General features: G+C 68.4%; 15 protein-coding genes. 4 read left to right on the plus strand and 11 right to left on the minus strand.

The window, feature by feature from the left end:
- Positions 1-26: 26 nt before the first annotated feature.
- Positions 27-404 carry a truncated hemoglobin gene (locus NJQ98_RS09400; protein WP_262178016.1) on the plus strand — a complete coding sequence of 126 codons (378 nt, stop codon included), beginning with the start codon at positions 27-29 and terminating at the stop codon, positions 402-404.
- A gap of 15 nt (positions 405-419) precedes the next feature.
- Here NJQ98_RS09400 and NJQ98_RS09405 read toward each other — a convergent pair whose 3' ends face one another.
- Positions 420-1,454 (minus strand): NAD(P)/FAD-dependent oxidoreductase, encoded by a 1,035-nt coding sequence (locus NJQ98_RS09405; protein WP_262178017.1) that lies wholly within the window; start codon positions 1,452-1,454, stop codon positions 420-422.
- Between the two features lie 188 nt (positions 1,455-1,642).
- On the opposite strand from NJQ98_RS09405, the gene NJQ98_RS09410 reads away from it, so the two are divergent.
- Positions 1,643-2,179, plus strand: coding sequence for a hypothetical protein (locus NJQ98_RS09410; protein ID WP_262178018.1), 537 nt, complete (start codon positions 1,643-1,645; stop codon positions 2,177-2,179).
- A gap of 83 nt (positions 2,180-2,262) precedes the next feature.
- Here the strand turns inward: NJQ98_RS09410 and NJQ98_RS09415 are convergent, their stop codons facing one another.
- Genes NJQ98_RS09415 through NJQ98_RS09425 form a run of 3 tightly spaced genes read right to left on the minus strand, consistent with a single transcriptional unit; the run spans position 2,263 to position 5,198 of the window.
- Positions 2,263-2,976: an MBL fold metallo-hydrolase gene (locus tag NJQ98_RS09415; RefSeq protein ID WP_262178019.1), complete on the minus strand. Its 714-nt coding sequence runs from the start codon at positions 2,974-2,976 to the stop codon at positions 2,263-2,265.
- Positions 2,977-3,029: 53 nt separating this feature from the next.
- Complete coding sequence (locus NJQ98_RS09420; RefSeq protein WP_262178020.1) at positions 3,030-3,491, minus strand: SRPBCC family protein; 462 nt, start codon at positions 3,489-3,491, stop codon at positions 3,030-3,032.
- Between the two features lie 6 nt (positions 3,492-3,497).
- Positions 3,498-5,198 carry a tRNA uridine(34) 5-carboxymethylaminomethyl modification radical SAM/GNAT enzyme Elp3 gene (locus NJQ98_RS09425; RefSeq protein ID WP_262178021.1) on the minus strand — a complete coding sequence of 567 codons (1,701 nt, stop codon included), beginning with the start codon at positions 5,196-5,198 and terminating at the stop codon, positions 3,498-3,500.
- A 107-nt stretch (positions 5,199-5,305) separates the two neighbouring features.
- On the opposite strand from NJQ98_RS09425, the gene NJQ98_RS09430 reads away from it, so the two are divergent.
- A complete protein-coding gene (locus NJQ98_RS09430; RefSeq protein ID WP_262178022.1) occupies positions 5,306-5,443 on the plus strand; it encodes a hypothetical protein in 138 nt (45 codons plus the stop codon).
- On the opposite strand, the gene NJQ98_RS09435 is transcribed toward NJQ98_RS09430, so the two are convergent.
- From NJQ98_RS09435 to NJQ98_RS09460, 6 genes are all read right to left on the minus strand, one after another.
- Positions 5,428-5,916, minus strand: coding sequence for a cupin domain-containing protein (locus NJQ98_RS09435; protein WP_262178023.1), 489 nt, complete (start codon positions 5,914-5,916; stop codon positions 5,428-5,430). The two genes, NJQ98_RS09430 and NJQ98_RS09435, sit on opposite strands and share 16 nt — an antisense overlap.
- A 39-nt stretch (positions 5,917-5,955) precedes the next feature.
- Positions 5,956-8,193 (minus strand): DHH family phosphoesterase, encoded by a 2,238-nt coding sequence (locus tag NJQ98_RS09440; RefSeq protein ID WP_262178024.1) that lies wholly within the window; start codon positions 8,191-8,193, stop codon positions 5,956-5,958.
- Positions 8,194-8,256: 63 nt separating this feature from the next.
- Positions 8,257-8,520 carry a hypothetical protein gene (locus NJQ98_RS09445; RefSeq protein WP_262178025.1) on the minus strand — a complete coding sequence of 88 codons (264 nt, stop codon included), beginning with the start codon at positions 8,518-8,520 and terminating at the stop codon, positions 8,257-8,259.
- A 21-nt stretch (positions 8,521-8,541) separates the two neighbouring features.
- Complete coding sequence (locus tag NJQ98_RS09450) at positions 8,542-9,174, minus strand: YIP1 family protein (RefSeq protein WP_262178026.1); 633 nt, start codon at positions 9,172-9,174, stop codon at positions 8,542-8,544.
- An 81-nt stretch (positions 9,175-9,255) separates the two neighbouring features.
- Positions 9,256-9,834 (minus strand): NADPH-dependent FMN reductase, encoded by a 579-nt coding sequence (locus NJQ98_RS09455; protein ID WP_262178027.1) that lies wholly within the window; start codon positions 9,832-9,834, stop codon positions 9,256-9,258.
- An 80-nt stretch (positions 9,835-9,914) separates the two neighbouring features.
- A complete protein-coding gene (locus tag NJQ98_RS09460; protein WP_262178028.1) occupies positions 9,915-10,841 on the minus strand; it encodes an HhH-GPD family protein in 927 nt (308 codons plus the stop codon).
- Positions 10,842-10,958: 117 nt separating this feature from the next.
- Between NJQ98_RS09460 and NJQ98_RS09465 the strand changes: the two genes are divergently transcribed.
- Positions 10,959-11,288, plus strand: coding sequence for a ribbon-helix-helix protein (locus NJQ98_RS09465; RefSeq protein ID WP_262178029.1), 330 nt, complete (start codon positions 10,959-10,961; stop codon positions 11,286-11,288).
- Here NJQ98_RS09465 and NJQ98_RS09470 read toward each other — a convergent pair.
- On the minus strand, positions 11,285-12,553 hold the full coding sequence (locus NJQ98_RS09470; protein WP_262178030.1) for an MgtC/SapB family protein: 1,269 nt from the start codon (positions 12,551-12,553) through the stop codon (positions 11,285-11,287). The genes NJQ98_RS09465 and NJQ98_RS09470 overlap by 4 nt on opposite strands.
- Between the last annotated feature and the right edge of the window lie 107 nt (positions 12,554-12,660).

The raw sequence follows: 12,660 nt of genomic DNA on the forward strand, positions 1-12,660 counted from the left end.
AGGGCGGAAGCGAGGAAGCCCCGAATATGGCGCAGGACACGCTGTACGAGCGGCTGGGCGGTCAGGACGGTATCCGAGCGGTCGTCGACGACTTCTACGACAGGCTGGTGGCCGACGACTCGCTGGGCCCGTTCTTCGAGGACGCGGACGTGTCGAAGCTGCGACGGACCCAGACGGACTTCCTCTGTGAGGCGGCCGGCGGCCCCGAGACGTACGACGCGACGCCGGTCCGCGAGGCCCACATCGACGTCCCGTTTACCCCGGAACACATCGAGCGGGCCGTCGAACTGCTGTACCGGAGCCTCGACGAGTTCGACGTGCCCGACGAGGACGCCGACGCCGTCGTGGAAGCGGTCGCGGCCTTCGAGGAGGAGCTGTTGGCGACCCCGGACGGGGACGACTGAGCGGTACGAGCGGTTTCAGAGCCGTTCGGCGACCGTCTCGCCGACCTCCAGCCCGTTGCGGACGGCGGCGTGCAGGCGTGGCTCCTCGGCCACCCAGTCGCCGGCGAAGTAGAGGTCGTGGTCGGCCGCGGGGGCGAGGGCGTCCCGGTCGACCGTCTCCTCGGGCTGGGCGTAGCGCCAGTGCTGGTGGTCCGTCCAGTCCGGGTCGGTCAGGCGGTCGTCGTCCAGCAGGTGTGCCGTCCGCTGGGCCATCTCCTCCAGTAGCCGGTCGGGGTGGGCGTCGTAGTTGGCGACCGACCAGCCCTCGTTCATCTGGACCAGCAGGAGCGACTCCCCGTCGGGGACGTGGCCCGCCTTGCACTCCTCGCGGGCGAGCCAGCCGATGTCGTGGGCCTTGTCGGCGTTGACGGCGGCGTACCAGGGCACGTCGAGTTCGAAGGGGTAGTGGAACATCCCGGCGACGACGGTCCGATAGGGGACCGAGGCGACCGTCCGGCGGAGGTCCCGACAGTCGTCGTGGTCCCAGTCCGCCTCGCCGAGCAGGTCGGCGGTCTGGGGCGCCGGCGGCGTGAGCAGGAGCGCGTCGTAGCGGCCGTGGTCGGTTCCGTCGGCGGCGTGGACGCGCCAGCCGTCGGTCTCGCGGTCCAGCGTCTCCACGCGGACGCCGTTGTGGACCGTCGCGTCGGTTTCCGCGAACAGCCGCTTCGCCAGCTGTGTGATGCCAGCCTCGTAGGTCCACTTGTGGTCGTCGCTGTCACGGCCCTCATCGATGTCGCCGTCGCGCTCGAAGGCGTATATCGGCTCGTCGACGTCGACGAGCCCCTCGGTCGGCAGCGTCTCGGTGACCAGCTCGGTCACCCGCTCGTCGTCGGCCTTGAGGTAGTTCGCACCGTACTCGTAGGTGCAGTCGTCCTTGCGTCGCGTGGCCGCGCGGCCACAGACGCCGCGGCTCTTCTCGAAGACCGTGACATCGACGGCCGTATCCCGGAGCGCGTACGCCGCTGCGGCGCCCGCCGCGCCGGCGCCGACGACAGCAAGGTTCGGTGTCATGACTGGAATATGGGGCGGCGGGAGTAAATAACCAAGTCAAACCCGGCCGCGGTCGAGAGCCAATCTATCTCCTCTCCGGCGGTTGTCCCGACGAGGCGGAGCCGCTACCCGGTCGACTGTGAAGCGTCGTCTTTTTACCGTCCCACAGACGCCCGCCTGATATGCGAGGCACAGATGACCCGTTGTCGATGAATCGACGTTCAGTTGTCGCGGCCGTCGGCTTTGCGGCTATCACCGGAATCTCTGGCTGTCTCGGCAGTGACGACTCCGGCGAGGGCGAAACCGCGGTACCGGACACGAGTACGGAAACTGAAACCGCCGGGGCTACACCGACAGAGCCCGCTACTGCTGGCTCCACGCCGACCGAGTCCGCGACCGACGCCACACAGACCGAGGTGACGACGGCGTCTCCCGGCGAAAGCGGGATAGTCGCTGTCGTCGATAACTACCTTCAGGCGTTCGATGCCGGGGACTACGACGGAATACTTGCGCTCACCCATTCGGAGGGGCCGGAAGAGGAATCAGTTCGGGAGGTCGGCGAGTCGAGTATCCAATCTCTCGGTGACCAGTACACGTTCGAACTGGTCGAGGCGACTGTGGTCTCGAACAGTGCCGGCGAGGCGACTGTCGACGTCACCTACACCAGAAGCGACGAAACAGTTGAGCGAGATGTGGAACTCCGAACAGAATCGGGCGTATGGAAAATCTGGGAGGACGACGCCTGAGAGCGGAAGGGCACACCATCGCTTACGCTGGGCCGATGTCGAGACAGGCCCTATATCAGAGTGAGCGAGGGAGGGAAGGCGGATTACACCTGTTCAGCCAGGGCCCGCAACGCGTCGCTCCCCCCGGTCAACAGCGGGTCGCCGTGCCCCATCGCGGCCACGTCGAAGGCCGGAATCCGGTCGGCGAGGGCACCGATGTTCGTTCGGAGCTCGTCCATGTCGTAGGAGTCGCCCCAGAACGGCGTCGTCAGGCCGCCGTCGTCGCCCGCCCACACCAGGTCGCCGAGAAACGCCGCCGAGGCGTCCGCGTGGTGGTAGACCACGTGGCCCGGGTTGTGCCCCGGCGTGTGGTAGGCGGTGAAACCGCCGACGGTGTCGCCGTCGTCCAGCGGTTCGAGTGTGAGCTCCGGCAGCGGAAAGAGCCGGCGGCTCGCCCGGTGAAAGAGCCCCTTGTGGTGGAGCAGTGCCGGTTCGGCACGCCCCGCCAGCAGGTCGAGGTCGTCACGACCCACGGAGACCGGACCGTCGAACGCCGGGACGAGCCGGTTCAGCCCGCCGACGTGGTCGAGGTCGTAGTGGGTGAGCAGCACGCGGTCGAGGTCGGTCGGGCCGTACCCCACAGCATCGAGTTCGTCGCCGATAGTGGGTCTGTTCCACCACAGGCCGGTGTCGACGAGCGTGAGCGCGTCGCCGTCGCCCCCGACCGCCCGCTCGTCGACGAGGTAGGCGTTCGAGGCCAGCGGCGGGAACAGGCCGAGCTCCAGTAGCCACACGCCCGGCCTGAGTTCCCTGACCATGCGGACAGGAGGTGGGCCGCGATGAAAACGGCACCGTATCGTGGGAACAGTTCTCAGTCGTCGAGGAACTGGTCCCACTCGTCGCCTTCGGCCAGTTCCCGCAACGCGTCCGCGTGGTAGTCGACGAGCCCCCGGAGCCGCCGTCGGGCGACCGGCTCGCCGAGCCGCCCTACCGGGCCGAACGGCATCGTGAACTGCACGGTATCGCGCATCACGGTTCCCGTACCGTCCTCCTCGAAGGTGTGCTCGTGGACGAGCGAACCGAAGACGCCCGATAGCTGCTCGTCGACGAAGCGACGCGAGCGGTCCATGTCGGTGACCTCGGCGGTGAGTTCGAACGGGACGCCGAACTGTCGTTGCTTGAACGTGACGCGGTCGCCCAGTTCCAGCAGTCCGGTCGCGCCCTCGGCGCGCTCCTCGGGCATCGTCGCGACGTGGGCCTCGACGTGGCGAGCGAGGTCGAAGACGCGGTCGCGGGGCGCGGCTATCCGGGTCTCCCGAACGATTGCGCCCACGGGGAGTCACTCCAGCCGTTTGCTGACGTAGGGGCCGTCCTGCTTGTAGCCGAGCTTCTCGCGGTAGTACTGCCGGACGCCGATACCCGAGATGACGGAAATCTTCGAGAAGCCGGCGTCGCGGGCCAGTTCCTCGGCTCTGGCGAGCAGACGCTTGCCGAACCCCTTGTGCTGGTGGTCGTCGTCACCGGCCGACTGGCCGACGCCCACCGAGTTCCCGTAGACGTGGAGCTCCCGAACCAGCGCCGCGTCTTCGAGTTCCCGCCTGACGGGGTCCGCTGCCGCGGACGGCCCCGTTCCGCCGTCCGCGTGGGATGGGAACCGGAGCCGGCAAAAGCCCACCAGCACGTCGGTCTCGAAGTCCTCGAAGGAGATGAAGTGCTCCGTGCCGCCACAGGCCTCGTAGGTCATCACGTTCAGCTCGATGTCCTCCGCGACCTCGTCCTTGTGGCCGGCCTCGCGACAGCGGATGCAGTCACAGGACCAGCCGTGTTTCTCCATCTCTTTCCAGGCGAGCTGTCTGAGGTTGGACTTCCAGACGCCGCCCTCGATGAAGTCGGCCGGGATGTCCCGCTGGACGCGCTGGAGGCGGGTGTAGCGGGGAATCATGTCCTTGATTTCGGCGACGAGCTCGGCGGCCTCCTCGTTGTTCAGCGGGTCGAAGTCGTTCTTCTGCCACCAGTCGTAGGTGACGGTGCCCGGGACGACGAGCGTCGGGTATATCTTGAGGTAGTCGGGCTTCCAGCGCGATTCCGAGAAGATGCGCCGGAAGTCCTCCAGACACATCTCCTTGGACATCCCGGGCTGGCCCGGCATCATGTGGAAGCCGACCTTGAACGCCGAGTCCCTGAGCCGGCGGTTGGCGTCGATGCTGGCCTGGACGCCGTGGCCGCGGTGCATCTCGCGGTTGATGCGCTCGAAGGTCGTCTGGACGCCGACCTCGACTTTCGTCCCGCCCAGGTTCAGCATCCGGTCTATCTGCTCGGGGTCACACCAGTCCGGCTTGGTCTCGAAGGTCGTCGCGACGTTTCGCACGTCGGCGGTCTCGTTCTCCGCGATGACGTCCTCCAGATACCGGAACTCGTACTCGTCGGGGTCCTGTGCGAAGCTCTCGCCCTCCTTCGGGCTGGGGTCGGCCTCCGGGTCGAAGTCGTTCATCGCCTCGATGGCCCGCTTGACGAACCACTCTTGGTAGTCATGAGAGCGGGCAGTCATCGTCCCGCCCATGACGATGAGTTCGGCCTTGTCGACCGGGTGGCCGATCTCCCGGAGCTGATTGAGCCGCAGCGTGACCTGGCCATACGGGTCGTAGTCGTTTTGCTCGCCGCGGGCCGCGGCGGGCTCGTGGCCGGTGTAGGACTGGGCCGAGGAGAACTCCGAGTCCGGGCCGCCGGGGCAGTAGAGGCACTTCCCGTGGGGACACCGGTGTGGCGAGGTCATTATCGCTATCGGCGAGACGCCCGAGGCGGTGCGGACCGGTTTTCGCTGGAGGACCTCCTCCAGGACCTCGCGGTGTTCCTGTGGGGCGTAGTCGAGCAGTTCGGAGTTCTGTGGGACCTTCGGGGCCGAGTACTCCCGGCAGACGTCAATCTTGGCGCTCTCGACGTCGTCGCGTTCGACCTCGCCGGCGAGGATGCGGTCGACCAGCTCCGCACACACCTGCTGGAAGGCCTCGGTCTCCTCGGGCTCCGTCGTCTCCGTGCTCATCGCTTACCCGAACTGGTCGACACGGCCGAATAAGCGTGTCGCTCGGGCGTGAGTGGCGGCCGCACACGCCCGCAGGCTTGAAGTCGCGAGTGACCGTCTACCCGTGTATGAGCGCCGATGGTACCGACGACACGTCAGACCGCCCCGAGTTCCGCGGCTGCCTCTTCTGCTACGCGGGCGAGTGGGCCTACTACGGCGCGAAGACGGCCGTCGGCAAAGTTTCGGACAGTCAGTCCTCCCAGTAGTCCAGTTCGGCGTGTAAGTCGAGATACGTCGACAGCGACCGCGCCTCGCTGTCGCCGCCGGGGGCGCTCCCGGCGTAGAGGCCCACCATGTCCCGGTCCGGGTAGACGGTGATGTCGGGCTCCTCCATCGTTCCGCTCATCAGCAGCCGGAGCCCCGCCTCGCCGGCCTCGATGTCGTGGGCGCTCTCTTCCCCGGCCGGGAGGGCGACGTAGTCCCCGGCTTCGAGGTCGTGTTCGGTCTCGTCCGGTCCCAGAAACAGCGTCCCTTCGCCGTCGAGGACGAAGATTGACTCCTCGTTGCCCTCGTGGTAGTGGCGGACCCAGAGGCGCTTGCCCGCGGGGACCTCGTAGAGGCTGGTCCCCAGCTTCTCGCCGCCGGCGGCGTCGGCGAGTTGCTTCCGTTTGAACTGGCGGTCGCCGTGGTCGTGTTCGGTCCAGTCGAGTTCGGCTGCGTTGACGGGGCCGTCGCTCATACCGATGCGACAGCGACCGGGGAGAAAAGCCCTGTGTCGCTACAGGTCGTCGGCGAGGCGTGCGAGCGTCGCGTCCAGCACGGCGTCGCGCTCGCCGGCGAGATAGCGGACGGAGCCGTCGCGCACGCTCCGGGTGGTGACGCCGCCCTCAGGCACGGTCTCGTCGACGTCGGCGACCAGCTCGTGCAGGTCGAGGTCGGCGTCGGTGCGGACGTACAGCGTGTCCGTGTCGACGCCGACGACGGCGTCGACCTCGCCGCGGACCGAGCGGTAGAGCTCGTCCAGCAGGAGCGTCTCCGGCGGGAACTCGTACTGGTGGGAGTAGGCGTCCGTGTCGAGGACACCGATGTCGGCCCCCTCGACCGTGTGGTACTCCAGGTTGGCCACGGCGGTGTCCACCTCGTCGTCGACCTTCTCGCGGAACTGCTCGGCGACGTGACCGGCCAGCCCGCCGACGTCGCTCTCGTCGTCGCCGAAGACGAGGTCGGTGATGAGCTCGCGCTTGTCCTCGTAGGACTGGTAGTGCGCTTCGAGCGCGACGGCCTCCCGAAGCTGGGTGACCGCCTCGGCGTCGTAGCCGGCCTCGCTCGCGAGGTCGACGTAGGCCGCCGGGGCGTCCTCCCAGAAGCTCACGGCGGGGAGGTGCCGGAGGTCGTCGCGCACGTCGTCGTTGACGTGGGCGGCGACGTTGGCCGCGAGCGTCGTCGCGGTGGTCTCCGGGGCGTCGGCCAGGCTCGGCGAGACGACCGCGTCGACCGCGTCGGTGACGGCGCCGTCGACCGCGATGTCGTCGACGACCACGGTCGGCGCGCCGTAGACGTTCAGCAGGTCGAAGCCGTCGAGGCTCTCGCGGGTGCCGCCGGCGGCGACGAAGACAAACAGCGGGAGCGTCTCGTCGTGGCGTTCGCGGTTGTCCAGCATCTGCGAGGCGTCCTTGGTGGCGTCGTCCATGTCGTAGACGCCGCCCTCCAGGGGCCGGCGGTCGAAGTAGTGGTACTGGGCGTCGGACCGCCGGTGCTGGTCGGTGACCAGCGGGAGCGTCGCGCGTTCCAGGGCGCTGCCCGCGAGGTAGCCGTCGGCGGTGTTGGTGTGGCGGACGATGACCGGGCGCTCGGTGAGGACCGCCTTGCGGATTTCGGTGGCCGCCTCGACCAGGTCGGTCGAGAGGGCCTCGACGGTGTCGTCCTCGGCCAGGGGCTCGGCGGCGTCCGGTCGGGCCTCGTCGTCGAGGGCGTCGGCGAGCCGTTGCTCGACTGCCTCGCGGTCCTCGCCGTCGAGGACCGTCAGGTCCGCCGTCTCGACCTGCAGCTCGCCCCGTCGCTCGCGCGCCTCGCCGTCGAGTCGGACGAACGCGCCCTCGTCGACGTCGGGGTACGCGCGGACGCCGGCTTCGACGAACGCGGCGCAGTCGACGGTGCCGCTCTCGTCCTGCAGTTCGAAGACCGTCGGGCCGGAGGTCTGTCGGATACCGACGACCTCGCCTTCGAGTCGGACATCGTCGCCGACGTGGTCTTCGAGGGCCCCGATGGAGACGGTCTCCGGTTCGGCCTCGGACTCGACGACTGCCGTCCCGGCGCTTCCGGCGTCCGTTTCAGCCGGCTCGTCGACGACCTCGTCGTCGCTGTTCGAACCGACCGTGCCGCCGGCCTCGGCCACGCGGTCGTCGCCGTCCGCCCGGCTCACTGCGCCCGCTTCCGGCTCGGGGGAAGCGCCCGCAGTCTCCGTGGTCGACTCGGACGCTTCCTCGGCCGCGTCGTCGGAGTCAGTGTCGTCCGACGCTTCTTCGGCAGCGTCGTCTTCGGAATCGGTGTCGTCCGACGCGTCGTCGGCCGTGTCGGGGGACCGAGCGGTCGCTCCGTCCCCGTCAGCGTTTCCCGATTCGTCTTCGTCCTCGTCCAGCAGCGTCGAGTGGCCCACGTCGGGGTCGTCCACCAGGACGCCGCGGAACTCCCGCTCGGCCTGTCGGATGGACCAGCCGAGGTCCACGTTGCCGTTGTCGCGGACGTTCTTGACCTGGACGTACACCTCGTCGCCGGCGTCCCAGTCCAGCGAGTCGAGACGCTGGTCCAGTTCGCTGCGGTGGAGCAGCCCGGTGACGCTGTCGCCGATGTCGACGAAGACGCCGAACTCGGCGAAGCCGTCCACGTTGCCGCGGTAGTATCGACCAACGTTGAGCTGGTCGGCGCTATTCCCTCGGAACTCGAACAACGCGTCCTCCTCGTGGAGGTCGCAGATGTGTCCGTCGACGGATGTGCCGCAGATGATACACGAACCCATTGCCCGATGCAAGCAGGTGGGGCCTAAAACTGTTGTCGAATTCGCCGCGTCGGCAAGCCGGGCTTACTCGAAGGCCTCTCCCTCCGATTCGAGCAGCTCCAGCCCCTCTCTGAGGGCGCTGGCCTGTTCCGGGAACAGCGCGACCTCTACCTCGCTGCCCTGTTCGTCCTCGAAGGTGAGCTTCACGCGCTTGTCCCCGTACTCGCGGGCGTCGACCCCCTCGACGTCGTAGAGCTTGACCGTCGCCCGCTTGTTCGACGGGCCGACGTGCTTGAACGCGCCGTCCTTGAGTTCGAGCATGAAGTCGTCGATGTCCAGCGTGAGCATATCCGACCTACGCGCCCGCGGTTAAAGTCCGCTCGCACTCGCGAGCGCCGTCAGGGCGTCGAAGCCCCGGAAGCCGTAGCCAAAGAGGACGGCGGCGGGGAGGGCGCCGACCACGGCGGCTTTCGGCAGGCTGAGTTCGTGGACGACGGCCGTCCCGACGATGTACAGCGCCGCGCCCCAGAGCGTGACGGCGACCCGCAGGGCCGGGAACGGGAGCCCCGCGACGACGCAGGGCGCCATCGCGTAGCACATCACCTGGACGGTCTCGCTGATGCCGCCCCGGTCCGGCGAACTGGGAACGAGCAGGAGCGTCTGTAACGCCGCGGTCAGGTGGACCGTAATCGGCGCGACGAAGACGATGATACCCAGGAGGGCGAGGACGGCGACGCCCGGCGAGAACCCGCTGATAGCGGGATAGGGGAACGGGCCGGTCGAGACGAGACCGCGGGCGGCGAGTTCGACCACGAGAAAGCGGCCCAGCTCCTCGACGAGGACGACCAGCGACGCGAAGACGAGCCCCGGCGCCTGGTCGCCCGGGGCGATACCGGTCCGGAAGAACCGGCGCGGCCGCCGGAGGACCTCCGCCCAGGCGCGCACGATGGCTACGGGCCCGCGGTCCCGTCCCGTGTCGGTGGTCTCGACCCACTGTGTCACGACCGTGCGTGAGGGCTCGGCCAGTAAGAGAATTCCGAGTCGCGGTCGGCCGCACCACCGGCGGGCGAGCGCCCCGCCCGGTCAGTCGTCCGCGCCGACGTTCTCCACGCTCTCCAGACACGGCGGGTCGGGTTCGATGTTCGCGTACTGGACCGTCTCCTCGCCGAGCCTGGCGACGCGTTCCTCGATGCCCGCGTCGGTTATCTCACCGTTCTCGATGGCAGTGCGCGCCTTCGGGATGGCCGCCTGGTGGGGGATGACCCAGCAGTTGAGCGAGCGACAGACCGACCGGAGGTGGTCGAGCGCGGTGACGGGGAACCCCCCGCCGGCGACGGTGAGCAGGGCGACGGTCTTGTTCTCGAACTCGTCGAACCCGCAGTAGTCGAGCGCGTTCTTCAGGGGCGCGGAGTACGACCCGTGGTAGACGGGGGTCCCGAGCAGAATCGAGTCGGCCGCGCGCACGGTCGCCTTCAGTTCGGGCGCGTCGCCGGCGTCGCGGGCGTCCGCGTCGAAGACGGGCAGGTCGTACTCGCGGAGGTCGAACAGTTCGGTCGTCCCGCCGGCGTCCTCGGCCGCGTCGAGGGCCCGCGACACGGCGACGCGAGTGTAGCTCGTGTCGCGCAGACTGCCCACGACGCCGACCACGTGTGGTGGTGACATGAGTGAAAGCAGACGGCGGCGGCCCAAAGTGGTAGCGGTCGGGCACACGGACCAGGCGCCATGGCCGGACGAGCGGGCGCTCAGCTCCGGAGGCTGGCGACGGGCTCGCCGCCGTCGTCGGTGACCGCGACGAGTTCGTCGTCCGCGAGGTCCGAGAGCAGGCCGCGCAGCCACTCGCGGCCGTACTCGCCGTCGGGCGCGTAGTCGACCCGGACGCGGGGGCCGAGTTCGTCCAGCGCGAGCTCGTCGTACTCGTTGAGGACGCTGATGACGCGTCCCCGGAACTGCCGGCGCGACCCCTCGAACTCGGGCTGGGTCGGTACGTCCGGCGCGGTGAAATCGCCCGACTGGTAGGCCGAACACCACTCGCGCCAGGGGCACTGGGCGCCGTCGCAGTCGGGCGTCTTCTCGCAGGCGACCCCGCCGAGTTCCATGATAGCGTTGTTCCAGACCTCGGACCGGCCAGCGGGCATGAGCCGTTGGGCCGTCGCCTCGAAATCGTCGTCGTCATCGGGCACGTCGAACGCGCGGTAGAGGACGCGCTTGACGTTCGTGTCCACCACGGCGTTCCCGTTGTTGAACGCGAAGGAGGCGACGGCGTTGGCGGTGTAGGGCCCGACGCCCATCAGCTCCGAGAGGCCGTCGGGGTCGGTCGGCCACTGCCCGTCGCGGTCTTCAGTCACCTGCCGGGCCGCCTCGTGGAGGTACTTCGCGCGGTTGTTGTACCCCAGCGAGTGGTCGGTCCAGAACCCCACCACCTCGCCCCGCTCGGCGGCCGCGAGGTCCTCGACTGCGGGCCACCGCTCCAGGAAGTCCTCCCAGGCCGACACGACGCGGTCCAGTTGTGTCTGCTGGCTCATCACCTCCGAGACGAGTATCTCGTAGGGGTCGTCGATCCGGCGCCACGGGTAGTCGCGGTGGTCGGCCTCGTACCACTCGACGAGGGCGTCCTGTACTGCCTCCAGGTCGTCCGGGAGGAAGTCGTCGTCTCCCGCCTGCTCACTCATTGGCGGCCCTTTGCCCCTCGCTGATTTGTGTGTGGTGGTTGTGAGCGAAAACGGGTCCCCCGAGATTACACCCGCCCAGTCGCAAGGCGTTTTTGTGGGCTGGCCCTCCGAACGGGTATGACCCTGGACGAGCTACAGGACGAGGTACAGGACCGGTACACCGAACTCGACGAGGACCTGTCGGTGTCGCTGGACCGCGAGACGCGCAACGAACTGTCGATGCTTTCGGTCGCGCTGGACCCGGAGGACACGGACGAACTCGTCCGGCGAGCGGTTCACATGCTGTTCCAGTCGACGGTCGAGCGCGGGACACTCGATTTCCACCTCCGGTCGGGCTTTGACTGCACGTACGACGAGTACCTCTCGGGGATGACGTTCGACGAGATGGCCGGTGGCAACCAGTTCCCGCAGGCCCAGGACAAGGACGACCGGCGCTACCAGTTCTAGACGAGCAATGCGACCGCGAGCAGGCTCGCGCCGCCGAGGACGACGGTGCTCCAGATGGCGACACGGCCCGCGAACCCGCGGTTCGGCCCCGGCGCGGTCATGGCCGCCTTGACGGCGATGCTGGCCGCGGTCGCGAGGAGGATGGCGACCATCGCCGTCGTCTCACCGATGGCGCCGCCGCGGTAGAGGAGGACGGCCGAGGTGGTCGCGCCGGCGCTGGAGACCAGCCCGCTCAGCGCCGAGGTGGCGTACAGCCCGGCGGTGCCAAAGCGAGCGCTGGCGACACCGCCGACGACGACGACGAGCAGGAAGACGCCGCCGAACGCGAGCACGTTCGCCAGCGAGAACGGGCTGACGAGCTCCATCTCGACTTCCTCCGACCAGTCTGCGGTGTAGGCCGCGACGGCGACGCTCCCGAGGATGACCGCCGCGAGCGGGAGCAGCGGCGACACGAGGAGGCCGCTCTCGACGGTGAAGACAACCGTAATCAGGAGGTTCCGAAGCGCCATCGCCGCGTCGGCCAGCAGGATAGCCGCGACGGCGTAGGACGTGGCGGCGGGCTCCTGGCGGACGTGGTCTATCATCGTCCCGACGACGGCCGTCGAGGAGGCCAGCCCGCCGAAAAAGCCGGTGACGGCGATGCCGCGTCCGCCGTAGGTCTGGACGACGGCGTAGTTGACGAAGCCGATACCGGCGACGAAGACGACCATGAGCCAGACGACGCGCAGTTCGATGGTCACGCTGAGGATGTCGCCGGGGAGCCGCACGGGGTCGGCCGGCAACAGCGGGTAGATGACGAAGGCGAGGATGGCGAACTCCGTCCCCGACCGCAACTCCTGCTTGCTCAGCCCCCAGGCGAAGCTGTGGAGCTCCCGCTTCAGGACGAGCAACAGCGACGAGAAGACGGCGACGGTCACGCCCTCGAGGATGTACCCCGCGGCGACGACCGCCCCGACGCCGTAGGCCACGAGCAGTGAGACGGACGTGGTCAGCGACAGCGTCGGTTCCTCCTCCCTGAGCCCCTGGACGGCGAGCAGTATCCCCTGGACGATGACCAACACCCCGCCCAGCGTGAGCAGGGTGTCACGCCCGGTGACGGTGAAGACCGCGGCCAGGAGGCTCACCAGTGCGAACGTCCGGATGCCCGCGGACTTCTGGGACCACTCCCGTTCGAGGCCGAGGAACATCCCCAGCGCGCCCGCGAGCAGGATACGCAGGACGCCCGCGTCTATCCCGAGGGCCGCCAGCTGTATCGGAGTCGCCACACGGGCACTACGACGCGAGGGGACTAATACTGGTGGCTGTAAATTCGTCAAGATATTCGCGGTAGCGAATTCCTTCAGTGTGGTACAGCCGCCAGTAGACCACCCTC

Source organism: Haloarcula laminariae (assembly GCF_025457605.1).
GTDB lineage: Archaea > Halobacteriota > Halobacteria > Halobacteriales > Haloarculaceae > Haloarcula > Haloarcula laminariae.

Coding starts and splice junctions, on each gene's coding strand:
- NJQ98_RS09400 (WP_262178016.1), top strand. CDS start 27: ATGGCGCAGGACACGCTGTACGAGCGGCTGGGCGGTCAGGACGGTATC.
- NJQ98_RS09405 (WP_262178017.1), bottom strand. CDS start 1,454: ATGACACCGAACCTTGCTGTCGTCGGCGCCGGCGCGGCGGGCGCCGCA.
- NJQ98_RS09410 (WP_262178018.1), top strand. CDS start 1,643: ATGAATCGACGTTCAGTTGTCGCGGCCGTCGGCTTTGCGGCTATCACC.
- NJQ98_RS09415 (WP_262178019.1), bottom strand. CDS start 2,976: ATGGTCAGGGAACTCAGGCCGGGCGTGTGGCTACTGGAGCTCGGCCTG.
- NJQ98_RS09425 (WP_262178021.1), bottom strand. CDS start 5,198: ATGAGCACGGAGACGACGGAGCCCGAGGAGACCGAGGCCTTCCAGCAG.
- NJQ98_RS09430 (WP_262178022.1), top strand. CDS start 5,306: ATGAGCGCCGATGGTACCGACGACACGTCAGACCGCCCCGAGTTCCGC.
- NJQ98_RS09435 (WP_262178023.1), bottom strand. CDS start 5,916: ATGAGCGACGGCCCCGTCAACGCAGCCGAACTCGACTGGACCGAACAC.
- NJQ98_RS09440 (WP_262178024.1), bottom strand. CDS start 8,193: ATGGGTTCGTGTATCATCTGCGGCACATCCGTCGACGGACACATCTGC.
- NJQ98_RS09445 (WP_262178025.1), bottom strand. CDS start 8,520: ATGCTCACGCTGGACATCGACGACTTCATGCTCGAACTCAAGGACGGC.
- NJQ98_RS09455 (WP_262178027.1), bottom strand. CDS start 9,834: ATGTCACCACCACACGTGGTCGGCGTCGTGGGCAGTCTGCGCGACACG.
- NJQ98_RS09460 (WP_262178028.1), bottom strand. CDS start 10,841: ATGAGTGAGCAGGCGGGAGACGACGACTTCCTCCCGGACGACCTGGAG.
- NJQ98_RS09465 (WP_262178029.1), top strand. CDS start 10,959: ATGACCCTGGACGAGCTACAGGACGAGGTACAGGACCGGTACACCGAA.